This is a genomic window from Streptomyces phaeochromogenes, from assembly GCF_001418655.1.
GTDB lineage: Bacteria > Actinomycetota > Actinomycetes > Streptomycetales > Streptomycetaceae > Streptomyces > Streptomyces phaeochromogenes.
The window spans coordinates 1-15,167 of sequence record NZ_LIQZ01000213.1 but is presented as its reverse complement, the minus strand read 5'-3'; the positions used below and the strand labels follow the sequence as shown (position 1 = coordinate 15,167).

The window sequence follows — 15,167 nt, the reverse complement described above, 5'->3', positions numbered from 1 at the left end:
GGGTGGAGCGGGGCGGGGTGGAGCGGGGCATCACGGGCATTCCACGGCTCGCAGTTCAGTTCCCGTTGGTTCGGCCGAAAGCTGGCCATGATCTGCTGACGCGTGGCAACGGCCTTTCTCGCCCGCAGGGAGGACTGGCGCATGGAGCTGCGCAGTGTCGAAGAGCTGATGGATCTGCTGCACGCCTGCCGAGGGTCCCGGAACACCACCGGCCACGGCGGCCCTCCGGTCGATCTCCACGACCACGCGCTGCAGACCGCGGCGCTGCTGCGTCGAAGTCGCCCCGCCGACAAGGAACTCCAGGTGGCGGGCCTGGTGCATGTCATCGGGCAGCTGTTGCGGCCCGGTGATGTCGCGGGGCACGCGGACCACGCGGCCGACACGGTCCGCCCGCTGCTCGGCGAGCGCGTCTCCCGTCTCGTGCGCCTCCACCGGGACGGGTGGGAGGACGACCCGGTCATGGAGGACGTCCAGACCCTGCGGCAGGCGGACGAAGCCTCGTGGGCGTCCGGCCTCGACGCCGGAGTCCTGGAGGACTGGCGCACGGTACTGGAGCTGGTCGCGGCACGTCACGCACGCCCCAGGACCGTGGGCTGACGGCCACACACCCGCCGCTCAAGCACAGTCCAGCGGAGGCCTGTTGACTGACGGTCCGTCATGAGACGGTACGCGGATGACGTCGTCGTACGGACTTCAGGGCAGGGTCGCCGTCGTCACCGGGGCCTCGCGCGGGATCGGGCTGGCCGTCGCCGAGGGCCTCGTGGCCGCGGGGGCACGGGTGTGCGTCACGGGCCGGGACGCCGAGGACGTGCGCCGGGCCGCCGTGAAGCTGGGTGCCGTGGGGATCGCGGGCACCGTCGCGGACCCGGCACATCTGCGGGAGCTGACCGAGCTGGCGATGGACGAGTTCGGCCGTATCGACATCGTGGTGAACAACGCGGCGACCAACCAGCCCTACGGCCCGCTCATGGACGCCGACCCGGACCTCTGGCGCGAGGCGTTCACGGTCAACGTCGAGGCACCGCTGCGGCTGGTCCAGTACGCGTGGCGGGCCTGGATGGCCGACCACGGCGGCTCGGTGATCAACATCTGCACCGAGGGCGCGACGCACGTGGGCCCGAACGTCGGCACCTACTCCACGACCAAAGCAGCCCTGCTCCACCTCACCCGGCAACTCGCGGGCGAACTGGCCCCCGGAGTCCGGGTCAACTCCGTCTCCCCCGGCCTCGTCCGCACCGAAATGGCCCGCTTCGTATGGGAACAGGCCGAGAACGAACTCGCGGCCGGACTCCCCCTGGGCCGCATCGGCGAACCGGAGGACATCGCCCGCGCGGTGGTCTGGCTGGCCTCGGACGCGGCGGAGTGGATCACGGGAACGGACTTGCTGGTGGACGGTGGAACAAGGGTGCGCGCGGCCCACACGGCAACCCCGTACGCCGTACACGAGCGCCTGCGCACGCACACACCAGGACACGGCGCCCCATAAGGCCCGGGGTCCCGGCGCCCCTTATAAGGGGCGCGGGGCTGTGACATTGTGCGGCTCCGCCGCGTGGGCGCGACCAGCCCTCACCCACCCGCAGACTCCAAACGGCGCCCCCAGAGGCACTGCCGAAGCTCCGAGCAGCGGCCCCGAGAATTACCACTTACCCGGCGCGTAATCCTTCAAGAACACCCCGAACAGGTCCTCGCCCTGTTCCCCCCGCACGATCGGGTCGTACACCCGAGCCGCCCCGTCGATCAGATCGAGCGGCGCGTGAAAGCCCGCGTCCGCGAGCCGCATCTTGTCCGGATGGGGCCGCTCATCGGTGATCCACCCGGTGTCGACGGCGGTCATCAGGATGCGGTCCTTCTCGAACATCTCCTGGGCGCTGGTGCGCGTGAGCATGTTGAGCGCGGCCTTGGCCATGTTGGTGTGCGGGTGGCCCGCACCCTTGTAGCCGCGGTTGAAGACGCCCTCCATGGCGGAGACGTTCACGATGTACGTGCGGTCGGCCCCGGCGGCCGACATCGCCGCCCGCAGCCGGCTGATGAGGATGAACGGCGCGGTGGAGTTGCAGAGCTGGACCTCGAGCAGCTCGACCGGCGTGACCTCCTCGACGGCCTGGATCCAGCTGTTGGTGTCGTGCAGGTCGGGCACGAGGCCGCCCGCGTCGATGGCCGTACCGGCGGCGATCCGCTCAAGGGACGCCGAGCCGGAGACGAGAGCCAGGCCGGTGACGTCCTCGGCGGTCAGCGCGCCACCCCCGGCGACCGGAAGCGCGGACACCGCTCCGGAGCCGAAGGTGCCGATCACCTCGGCGGGCGGCAGTTCACCGGCGGGCAGCGGTCCCGACTCGGCGGCGAGCAGCTCGCTGTACGCCCCCGGGGAGCGGCGTACGGTCTGGGCGGCGTTGTTGATCAGGATGTCGAGCGGGCCCTCGGCGGCGACCGAGTCGGCGAGGGCGACGACCTGGGCGGGGTCGCGCAGGTCGATGCCGACGATCTTCAGGCGGCCGATCCACTCGTCGCTGTCGGGCATGGCCTTGAAGCGGCGGATGGCGTCGTTCGGGAAGCGCGTGGTGATCGTGGTGTGCGCGCCGTCGCGGAGGAGCCGGAGGGCGATGTACATGCCGATCTTGGCCCGGCCGCCGGTGAGCAGCGCCCGCTTGCCGGTGAGGTCTGCGCGGGCGTCGCGGCGAGCGCGGTTCTCGGCGGCGCAGTTCTGGCAGAGCTGGTGGTAGAAGTAGTCGACCTCGACGTACCGCGCCTTGCAGATGTAGCAGGAGCGGGGGCGTTGGAGTATCCCCGCGATCTGGCCCTCGTCCGTCACCGACGACGGCAGGATGCCCTCGGTCTCGTCGTCGATGCGCTGGGCGGAACCGGTGGCCGTGGACTCGGTGACCGCCTTGTCGTGGGCGGTCTTGGCGGCCCGGCGTTCCTGGCGGCGGCGCTGCTTGACCGTGCGGTAGACGCCCGCGGTGGCGCGGCGCACGGCGATGGCGTCGGGGTGGTCGACCTCGATCTTCTCGAGTTCGTCGAGCACGCTGAGGCAGACGGCCAGCCGCTCCGGGTCGATACCGGGACCGTACGAGCCCTCCGGAGCCTCTGCCGTGTCCACGGCGGGGGCCGCCTGGCTGTCCTCTGTCACCGTCATCGCCGTTGCCGTTCCTAAGGTTCCGCGCCGCGCTCGAACCGCGATCGCTTTCGAAGGCGGAATTTTACGGAGCACAGGGCAAAGGCACCAAACCCGCGATGATCACCGGTCTCTTCCGGGCCCGTGGCGGGCGGTCCACGGGACCCGGAAACGGCGTCTCAGGGCGTGCAGGCGGCGAGCAGTTCCTCCACCTCGGCGGTGAGCGACTTGGCGAACCGGTCGAGGTCCGGCACGGCCTCCGCGTCGGCGACGAGACCGTAGTGGACCCGTCCGCGGAAGGTGGAGACCGCGACGGCGAGGGACTGGCCGCGGGCCAGCGGCGCGAGGGGATAGACCTCGGTGAGCTGGCAGCCGCCGAGCTTCATGCCGAGGCTGGGCAGCGGCACGCTGGTGACGAGGATGTCGAAGAGCAGCCGGGCGGCCTGGCCGACGACGGGCCCGCCGAGCCGGTGGCCGAGCGCCGGCACGTGGTCGGCGAGGAGTGCGACGGCGCCCGCGCCCCGGTTGGGCCCGGCGTCCTTGTTGCGGTTCATGGCCGTTCGGACCGTGGCGAGCCGTCCGAGCGGGTCCGGGTCGTCGACGGGAAGCCGTATCAAGTAGCCGGAGAGCCGGTTGCCCTGCGGGTGGGCGGTGCGCGGGCGGCGCCGTGAGACGGGGATCAGGGCGCGGGGCGCCACACCATCGCTGCCGTCGCCGCGCTCGTCCAGCCAGCGGCGCAGGGCGCCGGCGACGATGGCGATCAGTACGTCGTTGACGGTGCCGCCGGCGCTCTTGCGGATCTTGTGGATCTCGTCGAGGTCCACGTTCACGCCGGCGACGCGGCGGGTGCCGGTCGGCTCGGAGACCAGGGCGGCGGAGGAGCGTACGCCCCAGGTGGCGCGGGCGACGGAGGCGCCGATGTCGAGGGCCCGGCCCACGTCGGAGAGCGTGCCGCGAACGAGTCCTGGCAGCTTGCGCACGTCGGGGAGTAAGCCGCGCGAGGCCTCCTTGGGGCGGGGGCGGGGCGTCGGCATGTCCATGGGGTCCATGAGCGCCGCGGCGAGCGTCAGTGCCCGCAGTCCGTCGGCCAGGGCGTGGTGGAACTTGAAGAGCACGGCGAACGAGGTGCCGTCCACGCCGGGCACCACATGGGCCTCCCACGGGGGCTTTCCGCGCTCCAGGGGGCGTTGCATGATCGCGCCCGCGGCGGCGTGGAAGTCCGCGACGGGTGCGTGCAGCCGGATGTGGTCGAAGGGTTCGAAGTCGGTCGCGGGTTCGCGGGTCGCGCCGCCGAAGGCGAAGGCCAGCGGCTGCCGCAGGTCGAACGGCTGCCAGATGTCGCGGATCCGCATCCGCAGCCCGGGGACGCCGGCCGCGCGGGCCGCGAGGAGGTCGGCCGCGTGCGCGGCTGCGGCGGGCGAGTTGGCCGCGAAGATGCCGAGGGCCCCGAGGTGCATCGGGTGCTCGGCGGACTCGATGTTCCAGAACGCCAGGTCGAGAGGTGCGAGAAGGTCAGAGGTCAAGGGCTTGGCTCTCGCGTCGACGACGGGTGAGCCAGCAGTCAATCCCGGGCGAGCGATTACAGTCAAGTACGATCAAGCTACGCTCAGTTAACAGCAGATTAAGTCCCGCCACCGGTGGCGGTGGCGGGACTCCTGTGGCCTATGAGGTCGGGGCAGTGGGCGATGTCACTTCAGGACGGGCGGCGCGGCGTCCGGGGCCGTGCCCCAGTCGGACGGTTTCCCGCCCACGGTGAAGGCGAGCTCGCGGATGCCGCGCAGCTCGTCGGTCGTCAGGTACGTACGGTCGTGCGTGGCCCCGTCACCGCGTACCGACCGGATGTACCGGCGCCCGTCGGAGACGTCCGGCCCGGCCGTCACGGTCAGCGCGCCGAGCGGGTGGTAGCGGCGGTCGAGCGTGATGTCCACCCGTTCGAAGACCGGTGTGGACAGGCCCCAGGTGTCGAATCCGGGCTGCACCGGGAAGATCCCGATGGACGACAGGACGTGCCAGGCGGACATGGTCCCCAGGTCGTCGTTGCCGGTCATGCCGGTCGGCGCGTCAGTGAAGAGGGTCAGCGCGGCATGCACCACGTCGGTGGTCTTCCAGGGCGTGCCGGTCGACAGATAGGTGTAGGGGGCGATCAGGTCGGGCTCGTTCTGGGGGTTGTACTTGTCGGCGTTGTAGTAGGCGTACGGCCCGTTGACCCACACCTCGCGGGCGGTCCGCGCGGGGTCCTTCATCAGTTGGTCGTAGGCGAAGAACGCGTCGAGCCGGTCGTTCGCGGCCTGCCTTCCGCCGATCAGGTCGATCATCCCGGGCAGGTCCTGCGGAACCAGCCACTGGTACTGCCAGGACGTGCCCTCGTGGAATCCCTCGGTCCTGGCCGGATCGGCCGCGCCCGTGAAGGCGCCCGAGCCGTCCCGGGCCCGGAAGAAGCCGGTCGAGGGGTCGAAGATCCGGCGGTAGTTCTGTGCGCGGGCGGCGTACCGCTCGGCGTCCGCCTGGTGCCCGAGGTCCCGTGCCATCTGGGCGAGCATCGCGTCGGACAGGGCGTACTCCAGCGTCGCGGACGCCCCGTGGTCGTAGTCCGAATCACCCGGCTTGGCGTGCGGGCGGCCCTTGAGGCGGGGCACGAATCCGTCGGCGATGTACTCCTTGTTGCCCTCCCGCCCGAGCGCTGGCGAGCCGGCGGGCGGCACCCCGTCGGCGTTCTTCTTCAGCGCCCGGTAGGTCTCCTCCTCGTGCCCGTCCAGCAGGCCCTGCTGGTAGGCGTTGGTGAGGAACGGGGTGACCGGGTCGCCGGTCATGATGTTCGTCTCGATCGTCCCGTAGCCCCACTTGGGCAGCCAGCCGCCCTCCTCGTCGATCTTCAGGACGGAGAGTGCCATGTCACGCGACTCGCGAGGCGCGAGCAGGGCCAGGAGCTGCGCCTGGGTGCGGTACGTGTCCCACAGCGACCAGTTCTGGTAGTACGTGAACCCCTTCTCGCGGTGGACCTTCCCGTCCCAGCCGGTGTAGCGGCCGTCCGCGTCGCTGCCGATGTTCGGGGCGAGGAAGGACCGGTAGAGAGAGGAGTAGAAGGTGCGCCGTTGCGTGTCCGCGCCGCCTCGCACCCGTACGTCGTCGAGCCGGTCCTCCCAGGCCCGCCGCGCCGAGTCACGGACGCTGTCGAAGGAGCGGCCTCCTTCGGAGCGGAGGTTCGCGGCGGCGCCGCGCGCGTCCACGTACGACAGCGCGGTGGTCGCCTCGACCGTGCGGTCCTTCGTCGTGTCGAAGCGGAGGTACGCGCCGCCCCGGCCCGTGCCGGAAGAGCGGGTCGAGCCCTCGGTGACCGTGTCGCCCTGCCAGGTGCCGGACGTGGTGAACGGCCGGTCGAAGCGGGTGAGGGTGTGGACGGTGTACGGCCGGGTGGCGCGGCAGAAGCCGCTGCCGGTGATCGTGCTGCGCACGGTGCGGTCATCGAGGATCTCGATCGTCGTGGAGACCGTCTTGTGCAGCGACTGGCCGGCGTTCAGGAGGACGTTCGCCTTGTCCGTGGCCGGAAAGGTGTAGCGCTGCACACCGGTGCGCGCGGTGGCGGTCAGTTCGGCGTCGATGCCGCTCTTCAGGCCGACCTTGTAGTGGCCGGGGCTCGCCTTCTCCGAGTCGTGGCCGAACTCGGCGGCGTACTTCGCGTAGTCGGTCTGTGTGACGTCGCCCGTGGTCGGCAGGACCGGCAGATCCCCGCCCAGGCGACAGCCGACACCGGACAGGTGAACGAGGGAGAAGCCGCGGATGTGGCGCTGCGAGTAGTCGTAGCCGGTGTTGTGCCCGGTGTCCGGGGACAGCTGGACCATGCCGAAGGGCACGGCGGCACCCGGGAAGGTGTTGCCCTCGTTCTGGGTGCCGATGAACGGGTTGACCAGCTCGGTGAGGCGGTCCTCCCCCGGCTCGGCGGCCCGAACGGCGGGAGCGGTGACCCCGCCGCCCAGCCCGAGCAGGGCGGCAGCGATCACCGCCGCCGTACGCGGGCGCGGGCGTCCGGTCCAGCTCATACGCAGGTCCTCCGTGTCGGGCTCGATCACCGTGCGGTCGTACTTATAAGACCGCTCGGCCCGCCCGTCACCTCGGACCTGCCGGGGTGGGCCGCGCCATTGCCACCCCGGCAGCCCAACGTGCCCGGCCGCTACGACACGTGCTGGCCCTTCCCGAGCCCGATCACGCCGCCCTTGGAGACCGTGTAGAGCTCCTGGTCCCGCTCCGGGTTGACGCCGATCGTGGCTCCCGGGGGCACCTGTACGTTCTTGTCGAGGACCGCGCCGCGCACGACCGCGCCCCGCCCGATGTGCACGTTGTCGTGCAGCACCGAGCCCTGGACGACCGCGCCCGGGTCGACGACGACACCCGGCGAGAGAACCGAGCGGGTGACCTGGCCGCGGATCAGGCAGCCCGCGCTGATGATGGACTCGCTCGCCATGCCGCCGGCGTTGAAGCGGGCCGGCGACAGCTGGCCGGAGTGCGTGTAGATGGGCCAGCTGCGGTTGTAGAGGTTGAAGGCCGGCCGCTCGGCGATCAGGTCCATGTGGGCGTCGTAGTACGCGTCGAGCGTCCCCACGTCCCGCCAGTAACCCTGGTCACGGACCGTCTCACCGGGCACGTGGTTCTGGCTGAAATCGTACAGCTGGGCCTCGCCGCGGTCGGTGAGTGTCGGCAGGATCGAGCCGCCCATGTCGTGCACGGAGTTCTCGTCCTCGGCGTCCCGGTGCAGCGCCTCCACCAGGGTCTTCGTGGTGAAGATGTAGTTGCCCATGGACGCGAAGACGCACTCCGGGTCGTCCGGGAGGCCCGGCGGGTCGGCGGGCTTCTCCAGGAAGCCCCGGACGCTCTGGCCGTCCGTCCCGGGAGAGATGACGCCGAAGGCCGACGACTCGGCCCGGGGCACGCGGATCCCGGCGACGGTCACTCCCGCGCCGCTGTCGATGTGCTGGGTCAGCATCTGCCGCGGGTCCATGCGGTAGACGTGGTCGGCGCCGAACACCGCGATGTAGTCGGGCTGCTCGTCGTGCACGAGGTTCAGCGACTGCAGGAGCGCGTCGGCGCTGCCCAGGTACCAGCGCGGGCCGAGCCGCTGCTGGGCCGGGACCGGCGTCACGTAGTTGCCGAGCAGGCTGGACATCCGCCAGGTCGTGGTGATGTGCCGGTCGAGCGAGTGCGACTTGTACTGCGTCAGGACGCAGATGCGCAGGATGTCGGCATTGACGAGGTTGGAGAGTACGAAGTCCACGAGGCGGTAAGTGCCGCCGAAAGTCACCGCGGGTTTCGCCCTGTCGGCGGTCAGGGGCATCAGCCTCTTGCCCTCGCCGCCCGCCAGGACGATTCCCAGTACCGAAGGTCCACCGCGTCGCATGCCGCCGCCCCTCTACCGCCCGGTTCGGGCCACGTTCTTGAACTACACCTGCCAGAGGACTACCCCCGTGAGAGGGCGATCCGCGCCCGCGGACTACCCCTGTTTGAGGATTTCCTCGTACAGCTGGACGGTTCGCCGGGCCACGGCGTCCCAGCCGAACTCCCGCACCGCCCGTTCCCGTCCCGCCTCGCCCATGCGCCGGGCGGCCTTCGGGTCGGCGAGCAGCGAGTCGAGGGCACGCGCGAGCTGCGCCTCGAAGTCGTCCTCGACGGACACCAGCAGGCCGGTCTCGCCGTCCGCGACGACCTCGGGAATGCCGCCCACCCGCGAGGCCACGACGGCCGTGCCGCAGGCCATCGCCTCCAGGTTGACGATGCCAAGGGGCTCGTACACGGAGGGGCAGACGAACACGGCGGCGTGCGTGAGCAGTTGGATCACGTCCGGACGCGGCAGCATCTGCGGGATCCAGTGCACGCCCTCCCGGACGCCGCTGAGCTCCTGGAACAGGTCGCGGAACTCCTGGTCGATCTCCGGTGTGTCGGGGGCTCCCGCGCAGAGGACGACCTGGGCGGCCGGGTCGATGTCCCGGACCGCGCGCAGCAGGTGGGGCACGCCCTTCTGGCGGGTGATGCGGCCGACGAACAGGACGTACGGGCGGCCGGGGTCGAGGCCGATGCGGTCGATCACGTCCGTGCCGTGGTCCGGCGCGTAGAGGGAGGTGTCGATGCCGTTGTGCAGGACGCGCACCTTCGCCGGGTCCAGAGAGGGGTAGCAGCCGAGGATGTCCTCGCGCATGGCCGTGGAGACGGCGATCACGGCGTCGGCGGCCTCGATGGCGGTGCGCTCGGCCCAGCTGGAGAGGGCGTAGCCGCCGCCGAGCTGCTCGGCCTTCCAGGGGCGCAGCGGCTCCAGGGAGTGTGCGGTCATGACATGCGGAATGCCGTAGAGCAGCTTCGCCATGTGGCCCGCGAGGTTGGCGTACCAGGTGTGCGAGTGGACGAGCTCGCGACCTTCGAGGGCGGCGGTGATGGCGAGGTCGACGGAGAAGGTGCGCAGCGCGTCGTTCGCGCCGTCGAGCGTGGGCCATGGCCGGTGGCGTACGACTCCGCCGGCGGCGCCCTCGCCCCAGCAGTGCACGTCCAGGTCGGTGAGGGGCCTCAACTCCCGGGCGAGGAACTCGACATGTACCCCCGCACCGCCGTACACATCCGGCGGGTACTCCCGGGAAAGCAGTCCCACACGCACCCGGAACCCCCTGTCTCAGCGGCTGGTTCCCACATGGTCACCCAGAAGTGGCCCTTGGGGAAGACCACAGTGGAAGGCACGCCTCACGGCGCGGCCCCACGGCGCCCGGAGTCGCGGCCCCTCCGTGCTCAGCGTCGGCGCGGGGGACGTACGAAACAGCAGTCTCCGCACACTCCGCCGCCGGGGACCCGGTAGTAGAGGCAGCAGCTGCGCCGGCGGAACGCCGTGCCGTTCAGGGTGCCGGTGTCCCGCAGGTCGGGGTGGTCGAAGAGCTCGGCGGCGAGTGAGCGGGCCCTCTCGCCCACGTCCGGGTGGCCGTGGGTGCGGGCCCAGCGGTCTAGTTCGCGTGCGGCGCCCGCGAGCGCGGAGGCCGCGTTGCCCCGCAACAGTGCCGCGGAGACGGGCTGCCGGGCCCGCAGTGCCCTCGCGAGGGGTTCGAGATGGCCGTCCTGTACGACCCGCCGGACGGTGGCCGCGTCGCCGGGCAGGGGGTGCGTCTCGGCCAGCCACAGGTCGTCGGGCGCGCTGCCGTCCGCGTCCCAGTGCAGCAGCCGGGGGTCGAGGTCGGGAATCTGTCCGTAGAGGGCTGCCGATCCCAGGGCCACCGACCACAGCCGGGCGGCGAGTCCCTGCTGCGCCACCGAGACCCCGATACGCGTCTCGGGAGCGTCCAGCAGCCGCACGACCTTGTGGACACGGAAAGCGAGCGGATCCGACCCTTCGGTGACACTCCGTATGTCATACGCCTCCGCGAGGGTCGGCAGCGACGGCCGTCCCGTGCGCAGGGCGAAGAAACCTTCGAGAGAGGCGAGTCGATTGAGATCCGGATCGAGGTTCACGGAGACCAAGTACACCAAGGGGGCATAACGGAGCCACTAGGGGGGTTGTACCCGGTGTCACCCGACCTGGGGAGGACTAGGCCCAAGACGTACTCCATCGGCAGTAGGACCCAATGACTGCTCAGGTACGACGACACGGGCGCTTTCAAAAGGGATCGTATTAACCATGGAAGCCGACCGACCGTCGCACCGGACTCCCCGCCTTCGGGAGAACGTCCGTCACATGCAGAGGAGGAGCGACACATGAACGCACTCGTGCTGTCTGTGCTGCTCTCTCTCGTCTCCGCCGTCGCGTACGCCGGTGGGGCGATCGTGCAGGAACGGGTCGCGGCGAACACGCCCGGCACGACGTACGCACCCATGCGCCAGCTCGTCTGGTGGATCGCGGTCGGCCTCAACGCCCTCGGCGGGCTCCTGCACGTCGTGGCGCTCGCCTACGGGCCGCTCAGCCTGGTCCAGCCGCTGGGCGCGCTGACCATCGTCTTCGCGCTTCCCATGGCTGCCGTCTTCGTACGCCGCAGGGCCGGGGCGACGGCGTGGCGCGGCGCGATCATGGCGACGGTCGGCCTGGCCGGTCTGCTCGCCCTGGTCGGCACGGCCGACTCGCAGTCCCTGAACAGCACCCAGCGTGTGGTGGTGGCCCTGGTCACCGGCGGCGCCGTGGTGGCCCTGATGATGGCCGCCCGTGCCGTGCACCGGCACCCGGCCGTGCGCAGCGTGCTGCTCGCGACCGCCGCTGGTGTCGCCTTCGGTATGTCGTCGGTGTTCACGAAGACGGTCGCGGTCGACTGGACGGGCGGCGTCTCGCTCGCCGACGTTCCGAGCCTCGCCGTGATCGGTGTCCTGGCGACCGCCGGAATGCTCCTGTCGCAGGCTTCCTACCGTGGCGCCGGACTCGCCGCGCCGCTGGCCACCCTGACGGTCATCAACCCCATAGTGGCCGCCGCGGTCGGTATCACGATGTTCGGAGAGACGTTCCGCTACGGCGAGACGGGCACCGCCCTCGCGCTGGGCTGCGGGGTCGTCGCCGCGGGCGGCCTGATCCTGCTCACCACGGAACGCATCAGCGGTTCGGAGCGTACGACGCCGGTGTCCGTGCCTGCACCCGCACCCGCACCCGCGCCTGTGCCGGCAGTGGCGGTGGCCGGAGCGATGGCGGACGCGGCGCTCAGGACCGAGCCGGGTGGCCCGGCCGCCGAGCCGAGCCGTATCAGGGAGCCTGCCGCCGTTCCGCCCGACCGGGCGCCACCGGAGCAGCTTGTCCCGGCGGAGCGGCTGGTGGTCTCGGCGGGGGTACGGGACGAGGAGCCGTCGCGGGAGGACACGTTCGCCCACGCCGGGATGTTCGCCTCCGCCTCGGCGCGGCAGGACGCGCTCCTGCCGCCGCCGGGGTCCAACGGTCCCCCGCCGCCCGGCGACACGCCGGACGACATCGAGGGCATCGACGAACCGTCCTGGCCCAACGGCGGGTACTACGGCCTTCCCTTCCTGCCGTTGCTCCCCGCCCCGGTGGTGATCCGCTCCAGCGTCAAATCGTGACGCCACCCGCGCGCAGATAGGCGACGGGATCGACGTCGCTGCCGAAACCGGGCCCCGTCCGCACCTCGAAGTGCAGATGCGGGCCCGTGCTGTTGCCCGTGGAACCGGAGCGGCCGATGCGCTGGCCGGTGACCACGCTCTGCCCGGCCTTCACGGAGATCGCCGACAGATGGGCGTACTGGGTGTACCGGCCGTCACCGTGCCGGATCACCACCTGGTAGCCGAAGGACCCGCCCCAGCCCGCGGTCACGATGCTGCCCGCGCCGACCGACTTGACGGACGTGCCGGTGGGCACCGGGAAGTCGACGCCCGTGTGGTAGCCCTTCGACCAGGAGGAACCCGAGGCGTGGTACGGCGTTCCCGTACCGGCGCTCACCGGGGCGGTGAGGCCGCGCGTGGTCGACTGGGTCTTCTTCTCCGACTTCTCCTCGACCTTGGCCTTCGCCTTCGGCTTCTTCTCCGCCTTCTCCGCCGTGTCGGAGGCGGACTTGGCTCCCGTGTCCGGCGACGCCTTCGGCTTCAGGCTCAGCCGCTGACCGGGAATGATCATGTCCGGGTCGGCGCCGACCGTCCTGCGGTTGGCGTCGTACAACTGCCGCCAGCCGCCCGGGACCTCGCGGGTGCCCGCGATGCCCGAAAGCGTGTCGCCGCGGACGACGGTGTACATCTCGGCGGTGCCGGCCTGAGACTGGGGCGTGGTCTGCGGCTGTACGTCGCGGACGGTGCGCTTGGGCGTCTGGGCCGACTTGCCCGAGGGGTTGATGTCGGGGGTGTCACCGCCGCGGGTGAGGCCCGCCCGCACCGAGCAGGTCGGCCAGGCGCCGGGGCCCTGGCCCTTGAGGACCTTCTCGGCGACGGCTATCTGCTGGTCCTTGGTGGCGAGGTCGGCGCGTGCCGCGTAGGCCCTGCCGCCGTAGGCCTCCCAGGTGGACTGGGTGAACTGCAGCCCGCCGTAGTAGCCGTTGCCGGTGTTGATCTGCCAGTTGTTGGTGGACTCGCAGGCGGCCACCTTGTTCCAGGTGTCCACGTCTGCCGCGTTCGCGACGCCGGTACCGATGAGCGGTATCGCCATCCCGGCGCCGCCCACCGTGACGGTGAGTGAGGCGCGGTTGATCCTGTTCGGCTGATACCGGCGGTGCCGGCCGCGTACGGCCATGAAGGTGCCCCCTCGACAAGCGTCAGGAGCCGCAAAAGTAAACGCTCCTAACAGGCCGTGACAAGGGGGCAATCGGCCGCCCTATCCCGCCAAGTGACCAGGAATCGCCCCTCGTTCACGGCTGTCCGCACGTATGCCCGGGGCAGATGTGACGGCGAAGTTCGGCGGGGCACTGAGGCGGGGGCGGCTCAGCTGCGTACACACCGTCGGAAAGTCAGGATGTGCGGTCGGCGAACCTGCAAGTCAGGATGGTCGGTGGGGCAAACTGGCAGGCATGACCGGCACTACCGATTCAGCACCTCTAGGAGCCAACCGTATGAGCACTTCAGCCCAGATCGGCGTCACGGGACTCGCGGTCATGGGGCGCAATCTCGCCCGTAACTTCGCGCGCAACGGATACGCGGTTGCCCTGCACAACCGGACGGCGGCGCGTACGCACGCGCTGGTGGAGGAGTTCGGCAGCGAGGGCACCTTTGTCGCGACGGAGACCGCCAAGGAGTTCGTGGCCGCGCTGGAACGCCCTCGCCGCCTTGTGATCATGGTGAAGGCCGGCGAGCCGACCGACGCGGTGATCCAGGAGTTCGCCCCGCTCCTGGAGCCCGGCGACATGATCATCGACGGTGGCAACGCCCACTTCGCGGACACCCGGCGCCGGGAGCGCGAACTGCGCGAGCAGGGCATCCACTTCGTCGGCGCGGGCATCTCCGGCGGCGAGGAGGGCGCGCTGCACGGCCCGAGCATCATGCCCGGCGGCCCGGTGGAGTCGTACGAGTCGCTCGGTCCGATGCTGGAGAAGATCTCCGCGAAGGCCGCCGACGGCGCCCCGTGCGTCACGCACGTCGGCCCCGACGGCGCCGGACACTTCGTGAAGATGGTGCACAACGGCATCGAGTACGCCGACATGCAGCTGATCGGCGAGGCGTACCAGCTGCTGCGTGACGTGGCGGGCTACTCCCCCGCGCAGATCGCCGACATCTTCCGCACCTGGAACACCGGGCGGCTCGACTCCTACCTGATCGAGATCACCGCCGAGGTCCTGTCGCACGTGGACGCGGCGACGGGCAAGGCCTTCGTGGACGTGGTGCAGGACCAGGCGGAGCAGAAGGGCACGGGGCGGTGGACCGTGCAGATCGCCCTCGACCTGGGCGTTCCCGTGTCGGGCATCGCCGAGGCCGTCTTCGCGCGGTCCCTGTCGGGCCACACCGAGCTGCGTGAGGCCTCGCGCGGGCTGGCCGGACCCAAGGCCACGGCGCTCAGCGAGGCCGAGGCCGCGGCCTTCGCCGACCAGGTGGAGCAGGCGCTGTACGCGTCGAAGATCGTGTCCTACACGCAGGGCTTCCACGAGATCGCGGCCGGCAGCGCCGAGTACGACTGGAACGTCGACCTGGGCGCGGTCTCCGCGATCTGGCGCGGCGGGTGCATCATCCGGGCGGCCTTCCTCGACCGGATCCGTGCCGCGTACGACACGCGCGCCGATCTGCCGAGCCTGCTGGCCGACGAGACGTTCGCGACGGAGATCGCGGCGGCGCAGGACGACTGGCGAGCCGTGCTCGTCTCGGCCGTGCAGCAGGGGGTGCCCACGCCCGGGTTCGCGGCGGCGCTGGCGTACTACGACGCGTTGCGTGCGGAGCGGTTGCCTGCGGCGCTCACTCAGGGGCAGCGGGACTTCTTCGGTGCGCACACGTATCGGCGGACCGACCGGGAGGGCTCGTTCCACACGCTGTGGGGCGGGGACCGGTCCGAGGTGGCCGGCTGAGGTTCGGGTTCGGACTGCGGGTTCGGGCTGCGGGTTCGTGGGGGCTGGTCGCGCCCCCGCGGCGGAACCGCACGATGTGACGGCCCCGCGCCCCCAAATGCCGGCGGGCCGGCGTGGACATGGTCCACGCC

Annotated in this window: 10 protein-coding genes and 2 pseudogenes; 4 read left to right on the top strand and 8 right to left on the bottom strand. The window is 70.9% G+C overall.

Annotated elements, in window-relative coordinates:
- Positions 1-141: 141 nt before the first annotated feature.
- Positions 142-597 (top strand): HD domain-containing protein, encoded by a 456-nt coding sequence (locus AOK17_RS27240; RefSeq protein WP_055615195.1) that lies wholly within the window; start codon positions 142-144, stop codon positions 595-597.
- 76 nt (positions 598-673) lie between these two features.
- On the top strand, positions 674-1,486 hold the full coding sequence (locus AOK17_RS27235) for an SDR family oxidoreductase (protein WP_055615194.1): 813 nt from the start codon (positions 674-676) through the stop codon (positions 1,484-1,486).
- 150 nt (positions 1,487-1,636) lie between these two features.
- On the opposite strand, the gene AOK17_RS27230 is transcribed toward AOK17_RS27235, so the two are convergent.
- The 6 genes from AOK17_RS27230 to AOK17_RS27205 form a co-directional block, all read right to left on the bottom strand.
- Positions 1,637-3,133: an SDR family NAD(P)-dependent oxidoreductase gene (locus tag AOK17_RS27230; protein WP_055615193.1), complete on the bottom strand. Its 1,497-nt coding sequence runs from the start codon at positions 3,131-3,133 to the stop codon at positions 1,637-1,639.
- Positions 3,134-3,291: 158 nt separating this feature from the next.
- Positions 3,292-4,635, bottom strand: a complete 1,344-nt coding sequence (locus AOK17_RS27225; RefSeq protein ID WP_055615192.1) for a wax ester/triacylglycerol synthase family O-acyltransferase — start codon at positions 4,633-4,635, stop codon at positions 3,292-3,294.
- A gap of 165 nt (positions 4,636-4,800) precedes the next feature.
- Positions 4,801-7,149 carry a GH92 family glycosyl hydrolase gene (locus tag AOK17_RS27220; RefSeq protein ID WP_055615197.1) on the bottom strand — a complete coding sequence of 783 codons (2,349 nt, stop codon included), beginning with the start codon at positions 7,147-7,149 and terminating at the stop codon, positions 4,801-4,803.
- Positions 7,150-7,280: 131 nt separating this feature from the next.
- On the bottom strand, positions 7,281-8,501 hold the full coding sequence (gene glgC / locus AOK17_RS27215) for a glucose-1-phosphate adenylyltransferase (protein ID WP_055615191.1): 1,221 nt from the start codon (positions 8,499-8,501) through the stop codon (positions 7,281-7,283).
- Positions 8,502-8,594: 93 nt separating this feature from the next.
- Positions 8,595-9,746 (bottom strand): glycogen synthase, encoded by a 1,152-nt coding sequence (glgA, locus tag AOK17_RS27210; protein WP_055615190.1) that lies wholly within the window; start codon positions 9,744-9,746, stop codon positions 8,595-8,597.
- A gap of 128 nt (positions 9,747-9,874) precedes the next feature.
- Complete coding sequence (locus tag AOK17_RS27205) at positions 9,875-10,585, bottom strand: (2Fe-2S)-binding protein (protein WP_055615196.1); 711 nt, start codon at positions 10,583-10,585, stop codon at positions 9,875-9,877.
- Positions 10,586-10,828: 243 nt separating this feature from the next.
- Here AOK17_RS27205 and AOK17_RS27200 point away from each other — a divergent pair, with 243 nt between their 5' ends.
- Complete coding sequence (locus AOK17_RS27200) at positions 10,829-12,124, top strand: DMT family transporter (protein ID WP_055615189.1); 1,296 nt, start codon at positions 10,829-10,831, stop codon at positions 12,122-12,124.
- Here AOK17_RS27200 and AOK17_RS54040 read toward each other — a convergent pair.
- Positions 12,114-12,839, bottom strand: a pseudogene (locus AOK17_RS54040) (M23 family metallopeptidase); the annotation flags it as partial. The gene AOK17_RS27200 and the pseudogene AOK17_RS54040 overlap by 11 nt on opposite strands.
- A 150-nt stretch (positions 12,840-12,989) precedes the next feature.
- A pseudogene (locus tag AOK17_RS54035) lies at positions 12,990-13,196 on the bottom strand (transglycosylase family protein); the annotation flags it as partial.
- 400 nt (positions 13,197-13,596) lie between these two features.
- Between AOK17_RS54035 and gndA the strand changes: the two are divergent.
- The gene (gene gndA / locus AOK17_RS27190; protein WP_055615187.1) at positions 13,597-15,036 is read left to right on the top strand and encodes an NADP-dependent phosphogluconate dehydrogenase; all 1,440 of its coding nucleotides are present in this window, start codon (positions 13,597-13,599) and stop codon (positions 15,034-15,036) included.
- Positions 15,037-15,167 lie beyond the last annotated feature (131 nt).